General features: G+C 39.5%; 20 protein-coding genes. 19 read left to right on the top strand and 1 reads right to left on the bottom strand.

Translation table 11 applies throughout. The annotated features are described in order from the left end of the window. The 15 genes from HMPREF2957_RS05410 to HMPREF2957_RS05340 all read left to right on the top strand — a co-directional run bounded on the left by HMPREF2957_RS05410 (position 1) and on the right by HMPREF2957_RS05340 (position 10,288). Complete coding sequence (locus tag HMPREF2957_RS05410; RefSeq protein ID WP_004252374.1) at positions 1-957, top strand: branched-chain amino acid ABC transporter permease; 957 nt, start codon at positions 1-3, stop codon at positions 955-957. After that, the gene (locus tag HMPREF2957_RS05405; protein WP_070677973.1) at positions 957-1,721 is read left to right on the top strand and encodes an ABC transporter ATP-binding protein; all 765 of its coding nucleotides are present in this window, start codon (positions 957-959) and stop codon (positions 1,719-1,721) included. The genes HMPREF2957_RS05410 and HMPREF2957_RS05405 overlap by 1 nt, the downstream gene beginning before the upstream one ends. Continuing rightward, on the top strand, positions 1,721-2,431 hold the full coding sequence (locus HMPREF2957_RS05400; protein WP_000062222.1) for an ABC transporter ATP-binding protein: 711 nt from the start codon (positions 1,721-1,723) through the stop codon (positions 2,429-2,431). Before HMPREF2957_RS05405 ends, HMPREF2957_RS05400 begins: the two co-directional genes overlap by 1 nt. A gap of 227 nt (positions 2,432-2,658) precedes the next feature. Beyond that, positions 2,659-3,315: a CBS domain-containing protein gene (locus HMPREF2957_RS05395; RefSeq protein WP_006148127.1), complete on the top strand. Its 657-nt coding sequence runs from the start codon at positions 2,659-2,661 to the stop codon at positions 3,313-3,315. A 129-nt stretch (positions 3,316-3,444) separates the two neighbouring features. Further along, positions 3,445-3,735 carry a 30S ribosomal protein S6 gene (rpsF, locus tag HMPREF2957_RS05390; RefSeq protein WP_001151775.1) on the top strand — a complete coding sequence of 97 codons (291 nt, stop codon included), beginning with the start codon at positions 3,445-3,447 and terminating at the stop codon, positions 3,733-3,735. Between the two features lie 11 nt (positions 3,736-3,746). Beyond that, on the top strand, positions 3,747-4,217 hold the full coding sequence (locus HMPREF2957_RS05385; protein ID WP_070677971.1) for a single-stranded DNA-binding protein: 471 nt from the start codon (positions 3,747-3,749) through the stop codon (positions 4,215-4,217). Positions 4,218-4,248: 31 nt separating this feature from the next. Next, complete coding sequence (gene rpsR, locus HMPREF2957_RS05380; protein WP_000068664.1) at positions 4,249-4,488, top strand: 30S ribosomal protein S18; 240 nt, start codon at positions 4,249-4,251, stop codon at positions 4,486-4,488. A 148-nt stretch (positions 4,489-4,636) separates the two neighbouring features. Further along, positions 4,637-5,140 carry a GNAT family N-acetyltransferase gene (locus HMPREF2957_RS05375; RefSeq protein WP_004252380.1) on the top strand — a complete coding sequence of 168 codons (504 nt, stop codon included), beginning with the start codon at positions 4,637-4,639 and terminating at the stop codon, positions 5,138-5,140. An 80-nt stretch (positions 5,141-5,220) separates the two neighbouring features. Further along, positions 5,221-6,621, top strand: a complete 1,401-nt coding sequence (locus HMPREF2957_RS05370) for a bifunctional Cof-type HAD-IIB family hydrolase/peptidylprolyl isomerase (RefSeq protein WP_070677969.1) — start codon at positions 5,221-5,223, stop codon at positions 6,619-6,621. 1 nt (position 6,622) lies between these two features. Then, positions 6,623-6,985 (top strand): S1 RNA-binding domain-containing protein, encoded by a 363-nt coding sequence (locus tag HMPREF2957_RS05365; RefSeq protein WP_004252382.1) that lies wholly within the window; start codon positions 6,623-6,625, stop codon positions 6,983-6,985. A gap of 48 nt (positions 6,986-7,033) precedes the next feature. Then, positions 7,034-7,783, top strand: a complete 750-nt coding sequence (locus HMPREF2957_RS05360) for a tRNA1(Val) (adenine(37)-N6)-methyltransferase (protein ID WP_070677967.1) — start codon at positions 7,034-7,036, stop codon at positions 7,781-7,783. Further along, positions 7,773-8,057, top strand: coding sequence for a GIY-YIG nuclease family protein (locus tag HMPREF2957_RS05355; protein WP_016466128.1), 285 nt, complete (start codon positions 7,773-7,775; stop codon positions 8,055-8,057). Before HMPREF2957_RS05360 ends, HMPREF2957_RS05355 begins: the two co-directional genes overlap by 11 nt. A gap of 85 nt (positions 8,058-8,142) precedes the next feature. Beyond that, positions 8,143-9,078 (top strand): manganese-dependent inorganic pyrophosphatase, encoded by a 936-nt coding sequence (locus HMPREF2957_RS05350; RefSeq protein ID WP_070677965.1) that lies wholly within the window; start codon positions 8,143-8,145, stop codon positions 9,076-9,078. A 63-nt stretch (positions 9,079-9,141) separates the two neighbouring features. Beyond that, a complete protein-coding gene (locus HMPREF2957_RS05345; RefSeq protein ID WP_070677963.1) occupies positions 9,142-9,654 on the top strand; it encodes a YiiX/YebB-like N1pC/P60 family cysteine hydrolase in 513 nt (170 codons plus the stop codon). Next, positions 9,638-10,288, top strand: coding sequence for a DUF1803 domain-containing protein (locus HMPREF2957_RS05340; protein WP_070677961.1), 651 nt, complete (start codon positions 9,638-9,640; stop codon positions 10,286-10,288). Before HMPREF2957_RS05345 ends, HMPREF2957_RS05340 begins: the two co-directional genes overlap by 17 nt. A gap of 34 nt (positions 10,289-10,322) precedes the next feature. Here the strand turns inward: HMPREF2957_RS05340 and HMPREF2957_RS05335 are convergent, their stop codons facing one another. Next, positions 10,323-11,768 (bottom strand): UDP-N-acetylmuramoyl-L-alanyl-D-glutamate--L-lysine ligase, encoded by a 1,446-nt coding sequence (locus tag HMPREF2957_RS05335; protein WP_070677959.1) that lies wholly within the window; start codon positions 11,766-11,768, stop codon positions 10,323-10,325. Between the two features lie 105 nt (positions 11,769-11,873). On the opposite strand from HMPREF2957_RS05335, the gene HMPREF2957_RS05330 reads away from it, so the two are divergent. From HMPREF2957_RS05330 to HMPREF2957_RS05315, 4 genes are all read left to right on the top strand, one after another. Continuing rightward, positions 11,874-13,496: a putative polysaccharide biosynthesis protein gene (locus tag HMPREF2957_RS05330; protein WP_070677957.1), complete on the top strand. Its 1,623-nt coding sequence runs from the start codon at positions 11,874-11,876 to the stop codon at positions 13,494-13,496. A 189-nt stretch (positions 13,497-13,685) separates the two neighbouring features. Beyond that, a complete protein-coding gene (locus HMPREF2957_RS05325) occupies positions 13,686-15,644 on the top strand; it encodes a peptide ABC transporter substrate-binding protein (RefSeq protein ID WP_049495703.1) in 1,959 nt (652 codons plus the stop codon). 145 nt (positions 15,645-15,789) lie between these two features. Further along, on the top strand, positions 15,790-16,884 hold the full coding sequence (locus HMPREF2957_RS05320; RefSeq protein WP_070677955.1) for a cystathionine gamma-synthase: 1,095 nt from the start codon (positions 15,790-15,792) through the stop codon (positions 16,882-16,884). A 4-nt stretch (positions 16,885-16,888) separates the two neighbouring features. Further along, entirely contained in the window at positions 16,889-18,055 is a 1,167-nt protein-coding gene (locus HMPREF2957_RS05315; RefSeq protein ID WP_070677953.1) for a MalY/PatB family protein, read from the top strand. The last annotated feature ends 3 nt before the right edge of the window (positions 18,056-18,058 follow it).

The raw sequence follows: 18,058 nt of genomic DNA, 5'->3' as shown, positions 1-18,058 counted from the left end.
ATGAAAGAAAATTTAAAAGTTAATATTCTCTGGTTGCTCCTTTTGTTGCTTGGATATGGTGTGATTAGCTTATTAGTTTCGTTTGGTATTTTAAACCTTTTCCATATTCAGATTCTAGAACAAATCGGTATCAATATTATTCTTGCAGTAGGACTTAACCTTATCGTTGGTTTTTCTGGTCAATTTTCTCTTGGACATGCTGGGTTCATGGCTATCGGTGCCTATGCAGCAGCCATTATTGGTTCTAAATCTCCAACTTATGGTGCCTTTTTTGGAGCTATGTTGCTTGGTGCTATCATTGCTGGTTTGGTTGCCTTAGTCGTTGGAATTCCTACCCTTCGTTTGAAGGGGGACTACCTTGCAGTTGCGACACTTGGGGTTGCTGAAATTATCCGTATCCTAATCGTCAATGGTGGTGATTTAACAAACGGAGCTGCTGGTATCCTTGGTATTCCAAACTTTACTAATTGGCAAATGGTATACATTTTTGCCGTGATTACGACAATTGCAACGCTGAATTTCCTTCGTAGTCCAATCGGTCGTTTAACCTTGTCTGTTCGTGAAGATGAAATCGCAGCTGAATCTGTCGGGGTCAATACAACAAAAATCAAAATTATCGCATTTGTCTTTGGAGCTATGACTGCAAGTATTGCAGGTTCCCTTCAAGCAGGATTTATCGGTTCTGTTGTGCCAAAGGATTATAGCTTTATCAACTCTATCAACGTTTTAATTATCGTTGTATTTGGTGGTTTGGGATCAATTACAGGAGCAATTGTCGCTGCGATTGTTCTTGGTATTTTGAATATGTTCCTTCAAGATGTGGCTAGCGTTCGTATGATTATCTATGCTTTGGCCTTGGTACTCGTTATGATTTTCAGACCAGGTGGTCTTCTTGGAACATGGGAATTGAGCCTATCAAGACTCTTTAAAAAAGGTAAGAAGGAGGGACAAAACTAATGGCATTACTTGAAGTAAAACAGTTAACCAAGCATTTTGGTGGTCTGACTGCTGTTGGAGATGTAACTCTAGAATTGAACGAAGGTGAACTTGTTGGCTTGATTGGACCGAATGGAGCTGGGAAAACAACTCTTTTCAACTTGCTGACTGGAGTTTATGAACCAAGCGAAGGAACAGTAACCTTGGATGGCCACTTGTTAAATGGCAAGCAACCCTATAAAATTGCTGCTCTTGGTTTAGGGCGTACCTTCCAAAACATCCGCCTCTTTAAAGACTTGACAGTTTTGGATAACGTTCTTATTGCATTTAGTAACCATCATAAACAACATGTTTTTGCAAGTTTCTTGCGCTTACCAGCTTTTTATAAGAATGAAAAAGAATTAAAAGTTAAAGCCATAGAATTACTAAAAATCTTTGATTTAGATGGTGATGCTGAAACCTTAGCTAAAAACTTAGCCTATGGCCAACAACGTCGTTTGGAAATTGTTCGTGCCCTTGCTACAGAACCTAAAATCCTCTTCTTGGATGAGCCTGCAGCAGGTATGAACCCACAAGAAACTGCAGAATTGACTGAGTTGATCCGTCGCATCAAGGATGAATTCAAGATTACCATCATGCTGATTGAACATGATATGAACTTGGTCATGGAAGTCACTGAACGTATCTATGTTCTAGAGTACGGTCGTTTGATTGCTCATGGGACACCAGATGAAATCAAGAACAATAAACGTGTTATCGAAGCTTATCTTGGAGGTGAAGCCTAATGTCTATGTTAAAAGTTGAAAACCTCTCAGTTCACTACGGTATGATTCAAGCTGTACGTGATGTGAGCTTTGAAGTTAATGAAGGGGAAGTTGTTTCACTTATCGGTGCTAACGGTGCTGGTAAAACAACTATTCTTAGAACATTATCAGGCCTTGTACGTCCAAGTTCTGGTAAGATTGAATTTTTGGGACAAGAAATCCAAAAAATGCCTGCACAGAAGATTGTGGCATCAGGACTTTCTCAAGTACCAGAAGGACGTCATGTCTTCCCTGGTTTGACAGTTTTGGAAAACTTGGAGATGGGAGCCTTTCTTAAGAAAAATCGTGAAGAGAATCAAGCAAATTTGAAGAAAGTCTTCTCTCGTTTCCCTCGTTTGGAAGAACGTAAAAACCAAGATGCGGCTACTTTATCTGGTGGTGAACAGCAGATGCTTGCCATGGGACGTGCACTCATGTCAACGCCTAAACTACTTTTATTAGATGAACCATCAATGGGGCTTGCGCCAATCTTTATCCAAGAAATTTTTGATATCATCCAAGATATTCAAAAACAAGGAACAACTGTTCTCTTAATTGAGCAAAATGCTAATAAAGCACTTGCCATCGCTGACCGAGGATATGTTCTTGAAACAGGAAAGATTGTCCTATCAGGAACAGGAAAAGAACTCGCAGCATCAGATGAAGTCAGAAAAGCATATCTAGGTGGCTAAAAATTGCGGCAGCAATTAACATCTAGTCCGAGAGATTGTTTTAATCGGCGGATAAAGATTGCAAAGCAATCATACAATCTACATAAGTATAAGATTAAGGGCTCTAAGTTGAGCTCTTTTTCGTAAAGTCCTTCAGATTTTTCTGAATCTTGAAAAAGAAATGAAAGCGTTTGATAGCTTTCCGTAAAAAGTGTATAATAAAACTATAAACATAAAGGAGATTTCCTATGGCAGTTAAAGATTTTATGACACGCAAGGTCGTTTATATCAGTCCTGATACAACTGTTGCACACGCAGCAGATTTGATGCGCGAACAAGGCTTGCACCGTCTCCCTGTTATTGAGAATGATAAATTAGTAGGCTTGGTAACAGAAGGGACAATCGCTGAAGCTAGTCCTTCAAAAGCGACTAGTCTTTCAATCTTCGAGATGAATTATCTGCTTAATAAGACAAAAGTAAAAGACGTCATGATTCGAGATGTTGTAACTGTCTCAGGCTATGCAAGTTTAGAAGATGCAACTTATCTCATGCTTAAAAATAAGATTGGTATTTTGCCAGTTGTTGACAACGGACAATTGTATGGAGTCATTACAGATCGTGATGTATTCAGTGCCTTTCTTGAAATCGCTGGTTATGGTGAAGAGGGAATCCGTGTTCGTTTTATCACAGAAAATGAAGTTGGAGTTTTAGGTAAGATTGTTTCTTTAATCGTTGAGGAAAATCTTAATATCTCTCACACTGTTAACATTCCACGTAAGGATGGTAAAATTGTTATTGAAGTACAAATTGAGGGAAGCATTGACCTTTCATCGTTGAAAAAGAAATTCGAGGATGAAAATATTCTCGTAGATGAAATTACAAAAACTTCTGCAAAAAAACTCTAAAAAGAAAAATATAACTTACTTTAAGCTTGCGAAAAAAACTTTTTTCTAGTATAATAGTTTATTGTGAGCAAACCTCACTTACCCCTTGCAAAGGCTTGGGGTCATTAGACCAAAAGGAGGAACATATCAATGGCTAAATACGAAATTCTTTATATCATTCGTCCAAACATTGAAGAAGAAGCGAAAAACGCTTTGGTAGCACGTTTTGACTCTATCTTGACTGACAACGGTGCAACTGTTGTTGAATCAAAAGATTGGGAAAAACGTCGTCTTGCATACGAAATCCAAGATTTCCGTGAAGGACTTTACCACATCGTTAACGTTGAAGCAAACGATGACGTAGCTCTTAAAGAGTTTGACCGTCTTTCAAAAATCAACGCTGACATTCTTCGTCACATGATCGTCAAACTTGACGCATAAGAAGGTAGATTATGATTAACAATGTTGTACTTGTAGGGCGTATGGTACGTGACGCTGAGTTACGTTATACCCCATCAAATGTAGCAGTTGCGACTTTTACTCTTGCAGTAAACCGTACATTCAAGAGTCAAAATGGCGAACGTGAGGCTGATTTTATCAATGTCGTTATGTGGCGCCAACAGGCTGAAAATCTTGCTAACTGGGCTAAAAAAGGCTCTCTTGTCGGGATTACAGGTCGTATTCAGACTCGTAGTTACGATAACCAGCAAGGACAACGTGTCTACGTGACAGAAGTCGTAGCTGAGAATTTCCAAATGTTGGAAAGCCGTAGTGCTCGTGAAGGACAAAGTGGTGGAGCTTATTCTGCACCAACTGCTAGTCATGCAGCAACTACAAATTCAGTACCAGACTTTTCACGTGATGAAAATCCATTTGGATCAACCAATCCTTTGGATATTTCAGATGATGATTTACCATTCTAATGGACAATTAATACTATAAAGGAGAAAAAACATGGCTCAACAACGTCGTGGCGGATTCAAACGCCGTAAAAAAGTTGATTACATCGCAGCAAACAAAATTGAATATGTTGATTACAAAGATACTGAGCTTCTTAGCCGTTTCGTTTCAGAACGTGGGAAAATCCTTCCACGTCGTGTAACTGGAACTTCAGCTAAAAACCAACGTAAAGTAACAACAGCTATCAAACGCGCTCGCGTAATGGCTTTGATGCCTTTCGTAAACGAAGATTAAAGAAAAGACCCTTACGGGTCTTTTTTTTCACGAGCATGGAAATTGGATAGCGAGTTAAGACCCTTACGGGTCTTTTTTACGAGATAGTTTTTTCTGACCTTGGCGTGCTATAATGGTAATAGAAAGAGTAAAGGTGGGTAAGTCAAAGATGAATTGTACGATTAGAAATATGATTAAGTCTGATATTGAATCCTTATCTCATGGATTTATGAATCAGGGTTGGCCTGGTAGAGAGGAAATTTTAGCTAGATATTTTCTGGAACAGGAAAGTGGGGAGAGAGAAGTCTTAGTTGCAGAGATTGATGGTGCTGTAGTGGGCTACGTTACCATTTTGCCCTCTGCTAAACATGGTCCTTTTGCAGAAATCTATCCAGAATTATCAGATTTTAATGTGTTTGAGCCTTTTCGAAATCAAGGGATTGGGAATCAACTGCTAGAAGAAGCAGAAAAACGAATCAAGTTTGTTTCGAGTAAGGTCACTCTTGGTGTAGGTTTGCACTTAGGCTATGGCCCTGCCCAGAGATTATATATCAGACGGGGCTACATTCCAGATGGGACAGGTGTCTGGTATCGAAATCAACCCTTGGAAATGAATGCAACTAGCCAAAATAATGATGATTTGGTTTTGTATCTAGTAAAGGAATTCGGATAAGAGACAAGGATTTTATTGGGGATGTGGGATTTCTCTACTTTATGGTATAATGGAAAGAGTGAATTGAAGGAGGTATTATAATGGATGCCAAGTTAAGATACAAGGCTAAGAAAACTAAAATTATCTTTTTTGATATAGATGATACTTTACGAAATTCAAAGACTGGCTTTATTCCAAGCACTATTCCAACAGCCTTTAAACAATTACGTGATAAAGGAATTTTGACAGGAATTGCGACTGGACGTGGAATTTTTGGTGTCGTCCCAGAGATTAAAGCCCTCAAACCTGATTTCTTTGTAACCTTGAATGGTGCTTATATTGAGGACAAAAAGGGCAATGTCATTTATAGTAACAAAATTGCTAAAGATAAGGTTGAGGAATATATTACTTGGACCAAAGAAGTTGGGATTGATTATGGTTTGGTGGGAAGCCATGCTGCTAAACTATCAAGACGAACAGAGATGATTAGCCAGGCGATAGACCCGATTTATCCTGATTTAGAGGTGGACCCTGATTTTTACCAAAAAGAAGATATTTATCAGATGTGGACCTTTGAGGAGCAGGGTGATGACCTGAAATTGCCTGATACTTTGGCATCGACCTTACGTATGGTTCGTTGGCATCGTAACTCATCTGATGTAGTACCTTTAAATGGTTCTAAGGCAGCTGGAGTTGCCAAAGTGGTAGAGCAATTAGGTCTTAAACCTGAAAACGTGATGGTTTTTGGGGACGGGCTTAACGATTTAGAGCTCTTTGATTATGCAGGCATTAGTGTCGCCATGGGTGTTTCTCATGAAAAAATCAAAGAAAAAGCAGATTATATTACAAAAACATTAGAAGAAGATGGCATCTTTGATGCCTTAGAAGGATTTGGTATGGTAGAAAAAGAATTACATTTTCCACAAGTAGACATTGAAGCAGTAGAAGGTCCAATTGCGACTATTAAGACAAATCATGGGGATATGCGTATCAAACTTTTCCCTAATCACGCACCAAAAACAGTAGCCAACTTTATTGCTCTGTCAAAAGATGGTTACTATGACGGTGTGATTTTCCACCGTATTATTAAAGATTTTATGATTCAAGGTGGAGACCCAACTGGAACCGGTATGGGTGGAGAGTCTATCTATGGAGAATCTTTTGAGGATGAGTTTTCAGAAGAACTTTACAATGTCCGTGGAGCCCTTTCTATGGCTAATGCTGGGCCAAATACAAATGGCAGCCAGTTCTTTATCGTGCAGAACCAACACTTGCCATATTCTAAGAAAGAAATTGCTCGTGGTGGTTGGCCAGAGCCAATTGCTGAGATTTATGCAGAACAAGGTGGAACTCCTCACCTAGACCGTCGTCATACTGTATTCGGTCAACTTGCGGATGAAGCTTCTTATGAAGTTCTGGATGCAATTGCAGGTGTCGAAACAGGTGCAATGGACAAGCCAGTTGAAGATGTCGTAATTGAAACTATTGAAATTGAGGACTAAAATGAAAATCGGTGATAAGCTAAATGGCCGTATTACTGGGATTCAGCCCTATGGTGCTTTTGTTGAGCTAGAGACAGGAGTGACTGGACTGATTCATATCTCAGAGATTCGGACAGGATTTATCGAAAATATCTATGAAGTTTTAAAAATCGGTGATGAAGTCCAGGTACAAGTAGTAGATTTTGATGAATATACTGGGAAAGCTAGCCTTTCCATTCGTACCTTGGAAGAAGAAAAGCATCAACTTCCTAGACGGAGACGTTTTTCGAATGATCGCATCAAACATGGTTTTGCACCGCTTGGTCGCATGATGCCTGTTTGGACTCGAGAAGCCTTGGAGCATTTAAAGAAAAACAGTAATTGATAAATTTCTAACCATCTTTGATGTTATTAAATTTGTGGCAATAGAAGTATGAACGAAGAACAATTATTAAAATCAGGAGAGCGCATTAACCAACTCTTCTCTACAGATATCAAGATTATTCAAAATAGAGAGGTTTTCAGCTATTCGGTGGATAGTGTACTTTTGTCACGTTTTCCTCGCTTTCCTAAAAATGGGTTAATTGTGGATTTTTGTGCAGGTAATGGAGCTGTTGGACTTTTTGCTAGTAGTCGTACCAAGGCTAAAATTCTCTCTGTAGAAATCCAGGAACGCCTCGCAGATATGGCAGAACGCTCAGTCCGATTAAATGGCTTAGAAGAGCAGATGCAGGTTATTTGTGATGATTTGAAGAACATGCCTAGCCACATTCAGGGGAGTAAGGTTGATTTGATTTTGTGCAACCCTCCCTATTTTAAGGTGGACGCAAATTCTAATCTGAACGAAAGCGAACACTACTTATTGGCTCGGCACGAAATTACGACTAATCTAAAAGAAATTTGTCGTAGTGCCCAAAGTATACTCAAATCTAACGGGCGTCTAGCCATGGTTCATCGCCCAGATAGATTATTAGATATCTTAGCTACACTCCAACAGCATAATCTAGCTCCAAAGCGGCTGCAATTTGTCTACCCTAAACGGGAAAAGGAAGCCAATATGCTTTTGATTGAGGCTATCAAAGATGGCTCCACTAGTGGCTTTAAGGTTTTACCACCACTCATTGTTCATAATAGTGATGGCTCCTATACACCAGAAATTCAAGAGATTTATTATGGATCATAAGGCTTATATGTATGTAGTTGAGTGTCGTGATGGTTCTTACTATACAGGCTATACAACAGATGTGAAGAAACGAGTTGCTGTCCACAATAGTGGCAAAGGAGCCAAGTATACACGAGCTCGATTGCCGGTAAAACTCATCTATGCAGAAGGTTTTGATAGTAAGGAAGAAGCAATGTCGGCTGAGGCTCTACTCAAACGGAAGAAGCGTCCTCAGAAGGAAAGCTACCTAAACGATAATCAAAATAAAAATCTAGTGAATGCTTTTAACCTATAAAGAGAAGCCTTTTAGGCTTCTCTTACTTTTGTCAAAAATTGAAAAAAATGCTACAATAAAGAGAATAAAGAAACGAGGTATTATCATGTCTAAGATTCTAGTATTTGGTCACCAAAATCCAGATTCAGATGCTATCGGTTCATCTGTAGCCTTTGCTTATCTTGCGAAAGAGGCTTATGGTTTGGATACAGAAGCAGTGGCTCTTGGTACTCCAAATGAAGAAACAGCTTTCGTATTAGATTATTTTGGTGTTGAAGCACCGCGTGTTATCACTTCAGCTAAGGCAGAAGGTGCAGAACAAGTCATTTTGACGGACCACAATGAATTCCAACAATCAGTGTCAGATATCGCTGAAGTAGAAGTTTATGGTGTGGTGGACCACCACCGTGTGGCTAACTTTGAAACTGCCAGCCCACTTTACATGCGTTTGGAACCAGTAGGATCAGCATCTTCTATCGTATACCGCATGTTCAAAGAACATGGTGTAGCAGTGCCAAAAGAAATCGCAGGTTTGATGCTTTCAGGTTTGGTTTCAGATACTCTTCTTTTGAAATCTCCAACAACTCATCCATCTGATAAAGTGATTGCGCCTGAATTGGCTGAATTGGCTGGTGTGAACTTGGAAGAATACGGTCTTGCAGTGCTTAAGGCTGGTACGAACTTGGCAAGCAAATCAGCAGAAGAATTGATCGACATCGATGCTAAGACTTTTGAATTGAACGGAAACAACGTTCGTGTGGCTCAAGTCAATACAGTTGATATCGCTGAAGTATTGGAACGCCAAGCTGAAATCGAAGCAGCTATCCAAGCAGCAAACGCAGCTAACGGTTACTCTGACTTTGTTTTGATGATTACAGACATCGTCAACTCAAACTCAGAAATTTTGGCTCTTGGTGCTAACATGGACAAAGTTGAAGCAGCCTTCAACTTCAAACTTGAAAACAACCACGCTTTCCTTTCAGGTGCTGTTTCACGTAAGAAACAAGTAGTACCACAATTGACTGAAAGTTTTAATGCATAATGTTCGATGGGGAAACCCATTATTAAAAAGGAGTTTCGGCTCCTTTTTTGCTAGGAGAGAAGTATGTTGGAAAATGGCGATTTGATTTTTGTAAAGGACCTGTCAGATATGGGACAGGCCATCCAGGCATCAACTGGCAACTATAGCCATGTGGCCATCTTTTTGGACGATTCCATTTATCATGCAACGGTGGAAGGTGGCATCCTTGCCCAATCTCCTGAAGATTTCTTTGAAGTTGAGAAAGTCTATGACCTTTATCGCTATCCGAAAATCGATCACAAAGAAATCAAAAAGCAGGCAGAGAGCCTTTTGGGTTCGCCCTACAATGCTTCCTTTTATCCGGATGGAGATGGTTGTTACTGTTCTCAGTTCATTGCTGAACTACTCCCTATTTTTGAGACCATTCCCATGAAGTTTGGGAATGATACACAGGAAATTAGTGATTTCTGGAGTGAATACTATAGAGAACTAGGGCTAGCTGTACCTTTGAATCTGCCTGGTACTAACCCGAGTCAATTAGCAACATCACCACTTTTAATTTGTAAAGAAAGGAATCTTCATGATTCAGATTTTTAATCCATATCGTTTGACACGACAACCATTCTTTAGAAATTTGGTTGACTATCTTGATCAGCATGATGATGTTATTCTTCGTGAAATCAAGGCTCAGTTTCCAGGGGTTGCAGTTGACAAGTACTTGGAGGAATATATTAAAGCGGGATTGATTTTGAGAGAGAACAAACGCTATTATCTCAATCTCCCATTTCTAGAATCTACAAATTCTCTTGAACTAGACCAGGAAGTCTTTGTGAGAGATGATAGTCCTGTTTATCCAGAAATCCTGGAGAAAGATTTTCAGACAGAATTGCGCAATCAAACAAATGCAGCAATTCTAGAAGAGTATACGGATTTTGCTAGGGAAAAGATGACCTTGTCTAATTACTTTTATAAGGTTAAGCACCAGTATCCGCTGACAGAAGATCAGCAGAAACTCTATGATGTTTTGGGGGATGTCAATCCTGAGTATGCCCTTAAGTATATGACAACCTTTTTGCTCAAATTTCTCAAAAAAGACCAGCTTATGCAGAAACGTCGAGATATCTTTGTTGATAGTTTAGTTTTATTGGGCTACATCATTCAAAATGAAGATGGGAAATATGAGTTAGCTGTAGAATTTGATAAAGAAAGACTCATATTTATAAAAAAATAAAGGCTAGGAAATTTCCTAGCCTTCTTTTAATTTATTATAGATAACGTTCTGCGATAGCTGCATCTCCAGGATAGTCTTCTTTCTTACCTTGAATGATTTGGTAGCAGTCAGCTCCTTTTCCAGCGATAATAACAGCATCTTCAGGCTTGCTGGTAGTTGCCATAGCCCGTTGGATGGCTTCTTTGCGATCTGCGATTTTCTCGACAGGGCGCGTGATGAAACTGCTAATCTCTTCAGCGATGGCCATTGGATCTTCATAGTTTGGATCGTCAGCCGTTAGAAATACTTGAATTTCAGGATGTTGATCGAGGAGAAGTCCAAAGTCCTTACGACGGCTTTCTCCCTTGTTTCCAGTAGAACCAAGAACTAGAGCAATTTTTCCAGTCTGATGTGTTTCAACGACTGAGATCAGTTTTTTAAGACTGTCACCATTGTGGGCGTAGTCGATGAAAACTTTAGCGCCATTTTTCTGAGTGAGAACCTCCATGCGACCAGGGACACGAGTAGTAGCAATCCCTTTTTTAATGTCTTCAAGACTAGCACCTAAACGAAGGCAGGCAAGTCCTGCAGCGACTGCATTTTCTTGGTTAAAATGTCCAATCAACTGGATGTCATAATCACCAGCTAATTTACCAGTAGCTGAGAAGCTAAAGGCTTTGGAGTTTTCGATTTGGTTATCAGATTGGCTACCGTAGAAGTCATGCTCTTGGTTCTCAACTTGTTCTTTTAGAACAGAGAAGTGGTCCATATCGCTATTAATGACAACTGCTCGGCTATTTTTCATCAAGAGACGCTTGTGGTAGAAGTAGTCTTCAAAGGTTGGATGCTCAATAGGGCCAATGTGGTCAGGACTGATATTTAGGAACACTCCTACATCAAAAGTGAGGCCGTAGACCCGTTTCACCAAGTAGGCTTGACTAGAAACTTCCATAATCAGGTGGCTTCTTCCATTATCAACTGCCTGCGCCATCATATCAAAGAGGTCGATGCTTTCAGGTGTTGTCAGAGCAGACTTGAAGAAAGTTTTTCCGTCCAAAGTCGTATTCATAGTTGATAACATAGCAGGACGATGTTGCTGATTTAAGATATTGTAGGCGAAGTATGCCGCTGTTGTTTTTCCTTTGGTACCAGTGAAAGCGAGAAGTTTTAGTTTTTCCTGCGGATTGCCATAAAATTCCATGGCAATCAAACTCATAGCCTTCTTAATATCGCTAACAACGATGACAGGAATGCCTACTTCATAATCCTGCTCCGCTACATACCAACCGAGTCCTTGTGAGATTGCCGAAAGAAGAAATTCCTTCTTAAAAGCAGCTCCTTTTACAAAAAAGAGGCTATTATCATTGGCTTTTCGGCTATCGTAGCAAATGCTATCAAAAGTTACATCATTAAAATAATAGTGGTAATGTCCTTGGTCGATAATCTCACGGAAGAGATCGTCTTTCTTTAAAATATCTAATACGGTTTCAATCTTTATCATACTTTCTATTGTAAACTGAAAGTCTGAATTTTACAAGTAACAAGGAAAAGTTTATAATGGAAGATAAGGAACATTTCCTAGTTATTAAAATTGAATGAGGAAGTTATGTCTAACGAAAATAATCATCAGCAGGCCCAGATGTTACGCGGGACTGCCTGGCTTACAGCTAGTAACTTTATCAGTCGCTTGCTCGGGGCTATTTACATCATCCCTTGGTATATTTGGATGGGAACATATGCTGCTAAGGCAAATGGGCTTTTTACCATGGGTTACAATATCTACGCCTGGTTCTTATTGATTTCGACAGCAGGTATTCCAGTGGCGGTCGCTAAGCAGGTCGCTAAATACAATACCATGCATGAGGAAGAGCATAGTTTTGCCCTGATTCGAAGCTTCTTAGGCTTTATGACTGTATTGGGACTTGCCTTTGCTTTGATCTTATATCTCTTTGCACCTTGGTTGGCTGATCTTTCCGGTGTCGGTAAGGATTTGATTCCCATTATGCAGAGTCTAGCTTGGGCTGTCTTGATTTTCCCGTCTATGAGTGTTATCCGTGGATTTTTCCAAGGGATGAATAATCTTAAACCTTATGCCATGAGTCAAATTGCTGAGCAGGTTATCCGTGTGATTTGGATGCTCTTAGCAACCTTTATCATCATGAAGCTCGGTTCAAAAGATTATCTATCAGCAGTTACTCAATCTACTTTTGCTGCTTTTGTGGGAATGGTAGCTAGTTTTGCAGTCTTGCTTTATTTTCTTTATAAGGAAGGATTGCTCCAAAAAGTTTTTGAAACACGAGATAAGATTGATAGTAAGAGTCTTTTGGTTGATACGATTAAGGAAGCTATTCCTTTTATCTTGACTGGTTCGGCTATCCAGCTTTTCCAAATCTTGGACCAAATGACCTTTATCAATAGCATGAAGTGGTTTACCAACTATAGTAATGAAGACTTAGTTGTTATGTTTTCTTATTTCTCTGCCAATCCTAATAAAATTACTATGATTTTGATTTCGGTTGGAGTTTCGATTGGTAGTGTAGGTCTGCCTCTCTTGACGGAGAACTATGTCAAGGGGGATTTACCAGCAGCTTCTCGTCTCGTTCAAGATAGTATCACCATGCTCTTCCTATTCCTCTTACCTGCAACGGTTGGAGTAGTTATGGTAGGTGAACCACTCTATACAGTCTTTTACGGTAAGCCAGATGGCTTGGCTATGGGCTTATTTATCTTTGCGGTCTTGCAATCAACAATTCTAGGCTTGTACATGGTCTTGTCACCAATGCTTCAGGCTATGTTCCGTAACCGTAAGGCAGTCTTGTATTTTGTTTATGGCTCAATTGCTAAGCTCCTTTTACAACTACCATCAATAGCGATTTTCCATAGCTATGGTCCTCTCATTTCAACGACCATCGGTCTTATCATTCCAATTGTTTTAATGTACCGTGAAATCTGTCAGATTACAGGTGTTCGCCGAAAGATTATCTTGAAGAGAACAATCTTAGTTTCTATTTTGACTCTAGTTATGTTTATTCTAGTAGGACTCTTGCAATGGATTATTGGATTTGTCTTCCAACCAACTGGACGTTTCTGGAGTTTCCTATATGTCGCCTTAATTGGTACAATCGGTGGCGGGCTTTACGGAGTTATGTGTCTCTATACTCGACTTTTGGATAAGGTTATTGGGCAGGAAAAAGCAAATCAGTTACGAGCACGATTAAAATTATCATAATAGTTTATAAATAAAACGAACAATTTGAACTTTTTACGTAAAAAAAGTCTAAATTGTTCTTTTTTTCTTGAAAAAATACAAAAAAATATAAAAAATGTAGAAAAATATAAATTTTAGAGCATAATCACTTGACTAAAAAAAACAATAGCTGTATAATGATACAAATATTTAAATTTGGAGGTTCTGTTTATGAAAAAGTCTAAGGCAAAATATCTGACGCTGGCAGGCGTTGCCCTAAGTGCAGGTCTGCTATTGGCGGCTTGTAGCAACTCAGCTAGCTCTACAAAGACATACAACTATGTCTATTCTAGCGATCCGTCTAGTTTGAACTATCTTGCAGAAAACCGTGCAACAACCAATGACATCGTTACCAATTTGGTAGATGGGTTGATGGAAAATGACCAATACGGTAACTACGTTCCATCCTTAGCAGAGGACTGGAGTGTTTCTCAGGACGGTTTGACATACACTTATAAACTTCGTAAAGATGCTAAGTGGTATACCTCTGAAGGTGAAGAATATGCTCCAGTAACTGCCCAAGATTTTGTAACTGGTTTGAAATATGCGGCTGATAAAAAATCCGAAGCTTTGTACCTAGTTCAAGATTCTGTAGCAGGTTTGGATGACTATATCAACGGGAAAACAACTGACTTTTCAACTGTCGGTGTTAAGGCGATTGACGACCAAACAGTTCAGTACACTTTGACACGACCAGAATCTTATTGGAACTCTAAAACAACATCAACCATTCTCTTCCCTGTCAATGCAGACTTCCTGAAATCAAAAGGGGATGATTTTGGTAAGGTGGATCCTTCTAGCATTTTGTACAATGGACCTTTCTTGATGAAATCCTTTGTTTCAAAATCTGTCATCGAATTCAAGAAAAATCCGAACTACTGGGATGAAAAAAATGTCTTTGTAGATGATGTGAAATTAGCCTATTATGATGGTAGTGACCAAGATGCACTGGCTCGTAACTTTGTAGAAGGAGTCTACAGCTACGCACGTCTCTATCCAAATAGCTCAAGCTTTGAAGGAATTAAAGAGAAGAACAAAGATAACATCATTTATAGTATGCAAACCGCAACTTCTTATTATTTGAACTTCAACTTGGACAGAAAATCTTATAACTTCACGTCTAAATCCTCAGATATCGAAAAGAAATCAACTCAAGAAGCAGTTCTGAATAAAAACTTCCGTCAAGCCTTCAACTATGCTTATAACCGTACAGCCTATGGAGCTCAATCTCAAGGGGAAGACGGAGCAACGAAGATTATTCGTAACCTGGTTGTACCTCCTACATTTGTAACCATCAATGGGAAAGACTTTGGAGATGTTGTTTCAGAAAAGATGGTCAACTATGGCCAAGAATGGCAAGGAATCAACTTTGCAGATGCGCAAGACCCATACTACAATCCTGACAAGGCTAAGGCTAAATTTGCGGAAGCCAAGAAAGAATTGGAAGCTAAGGGTGTGCAATTCCCAATCCACTTGGATGTAACAGTTGACCAATCATCTAAAAAAGGTGTACTTGAAGCAAGCTCTTTGAAACAATCCATCGAATCTGTTCTAGGAGCTGAGAATGTGGTGATCGATATCCAACAATTATCAACAGACGATTACGATAATTCTGGCTACCTCGCTCAAACTGCAGCTCAAAAAGACTTTGATATCTATAATGGTGGTTGGAGTGCAGACTACTTAGATCCGTCAAGCTATCTTGATATCTTAAATGTCAATAACGGTGGTATGTTGCAAAACATTGGTCTAGAACCAGGTGAGGTCAATGACAAGGCTAAGGCAGTTGGACTCGATACTTACACTCAAATGTTAGAAGAAGCGAACAAGGAGCAAGATCCAGCGAAACGTTATGAAAAATATGCTGAAGTTCAAGCTTGGCTCGTCGATAGTGCCCTTGCAATTCCAAACGTTTCCCTCGGTGGAACACCGACCTTGAGAAAGACAGTTCCATTCTCATCGCCATTCTCACAAGCTGGAAATAAGGGTGTCGAATCATACAAGTACCTCAAGTTGCAAGATAAGACTGTATCGGCTGCTGAGTATGAAAAAGCTAAAGAAAAATGGCTGAAAGAAAAAGAAGAATCTAATAAAAAAGCCCAAGAAGAATTAGCAAAACACGTTAAATAATCAGTCTATTCAACAGGAAAAACGATAGTTTCTCAGGAAGCTATCGTTTTTGTATAGTTTGAAACTATAACTAGCTCTTGAAAACAAGAAAACGAAGGATACAAAATAAGTGGTACAATAGTTACTATAGATTTGGAGGTATTGTATGAGTAAATCATTTCACATCAACACAATTTTAGCACAAGCAGGGATCAAGTCTGATGAGGCAACAGGTGCTTTGGTTACACCTATTCACTTTTCAACGACTTATCAGCACCCAGAATTTGGTCAATCAACTGGATTTGACTATACCCGCACCAAAAACCCAACTCGTAGCAAGGCAGAGGAAGTTTTGGCAGCTATTGAATCCGCCAAGTATGCTTTGGCGACTAGTTCAGGTATGTCTGCGATTGTGTTAGCCTTTAGCGTTTTTCCAGTAGGAAGCAAGGTTTTGGCTGTCCGTGACCTTTACGGTGGTTCTTTCCGCTGGTTCAATCAAGTTGAGCAAGAAGGACGTTTCCACTTTACCTATGCCAACACAGAAGAAGAGCTGATTGCTGAGATAGAAAAGGATGTGGATGTACTTTATATCGAAACACCAACCAACCCTTTGATGTTGGAATTTGATATTGAAAAATTATCAAAGTTAGCTCATGCTAAGGGTGCTAAAGTTGTCGTCGATAATACCTTCTATAGCCCGATTTACCAACGTCCAATTGAAGATGGAGCAGATATTGTCCTTCATTCAGCGACAAAATACCTTGCAGGCCATAATGATGTTCTAGCTGGTGTAGTTGTGACAGATAATGCTGATTTGTACGAAAAACTCTTTTACAATCTCAACACGACAGGGGCTGTTTTGTCACCATTTGATAGTTATCAATTGATTCGTGGTCTTAAAACATTGTCACTTCGTATGGAGCGCTCAACAGCTAATGCTCAAGAAATCGTAGCCTTTTTGGAACAATCACCTGCAGTCAAAGAAGTTTTGTATACAGGTCGTGGGGGAATGATTTCCTTTAAAGTGGCGGATGAAAAACGAATCCCTCATATTTTGAATACCTTAAAAGTATTCTCTTTTGCTGAAAGCCTGGGTGGTGTTGAAAGTCTGATTACCTACCCAACCACTCAAACCCATGCAGACATTCCTGCAGAGGTTCGTCATTCTTATGGATTAACAGATGACCTCTTGCGCTTGTCTATTGGTATTGAGGATGCTAGGGATTTGATTGAAGATTTGCGTCAAGCCTTGGAAGGATAAGACTATGGGAAAATATGATTTTACGACTTTGCCCAATCGTTTTGGACATCATACCTACAAATGGAAAGAAGCAGAGACTGACCGTCAAGTATTGCCGGCCTGGATTGCTGATATGGACTTTGAAGTCTTACCTGAGATTCGTCAGACTGTCCATGACTATGCTGAGCAATTAGTCTATGGCTATACCTATGCTAGTGATGGCTTGATTGAAGCCGTTCAAAACTGGGAGGAAAAACACCATAGTTATCGCTTTGAAAAGGATGCTCTAGTCTTTATCGAAGGAGTAGTGCCAGCTATTTCAACAGCCATTCAAGCCTTTACCAAAGAAGGTGAAGCGGTTCTGATTAACACACCGGTTTATCCTCCTTTTGCTCGAAGCATTAAGCTCAACAATCGTCGACTAATCACCAACTCTCTAGTAGAAAAAGACGGACTTTTTGAGATTGACTTTGATCAATTGGAGAAAGACTTTGTCGAAGAAGATGTGAAACTCTACGTTCTCTGCAATCCTCATAATCCTGGTGGACGCGTTTGGGAAAAGGAAGTCTTAGAGAAGATTGGACAACTGTGTCAAAAACATGGAGTTTTGCTAGTATCTGATGAGATTCACCAAGATTTAGCTCTATTTGGAAACAAGCACCAGTCATTCAACACTGTAAATGAAGATTTTAAAGAATTTTCACTGATTTTAAGTAGTGCAACTAAGACCTTCAACATTGCTGGGACGAAAAATTCTTACGCTATTATCGAAAATCCTAAGTTGAGACTTGCTTTCCAAAAACGCCAGCTGGCTAATAATCAACATGAAATCTCAGGTCTGGGATATTTGGCAACAGAAACTGCCTATCTATATGGTGAAGATTGGTTGACAGAACTCAAAGAACTGATTGAGAAACACATTGATTATGTAGTGGATGTATTTGGTAGAGAAACCAAAATCAAGGTCATGAAACCTCAAGGGACCTATCTCATTTGGCTTGATTTTTCAGCCTATGATATTAGCGATGAAGAGCTAAGAAAACTCTTGAGAGACGAAGCCAAGGTTATCCTGAATAGGGGCTTGGACTTTGGTGAAGAAGGAGCTCTCCATGCTCGCTTAAATGTAGCTATGCCGACATCTGTCTTGGAAGAAGTTTGCCAACGAATCATTGCCACTTTTTCAAATTATTAAAAA

The sequence above is a fragment of the Streptococcus sp. HMSC062D07 genome (assembly GCF_001814215.1).
Classification (GTDB): domain Bacteria; phylum Bacillota; class Bacilli; order Lactobacillales; family Streptococcaceae; genus Streptococcus; species Streptococcus infantis_I.
Note: the sequence above shows the minus strand (reverse complement) of the source record. Positions and strands in the feature narration are given on the sequence as shown.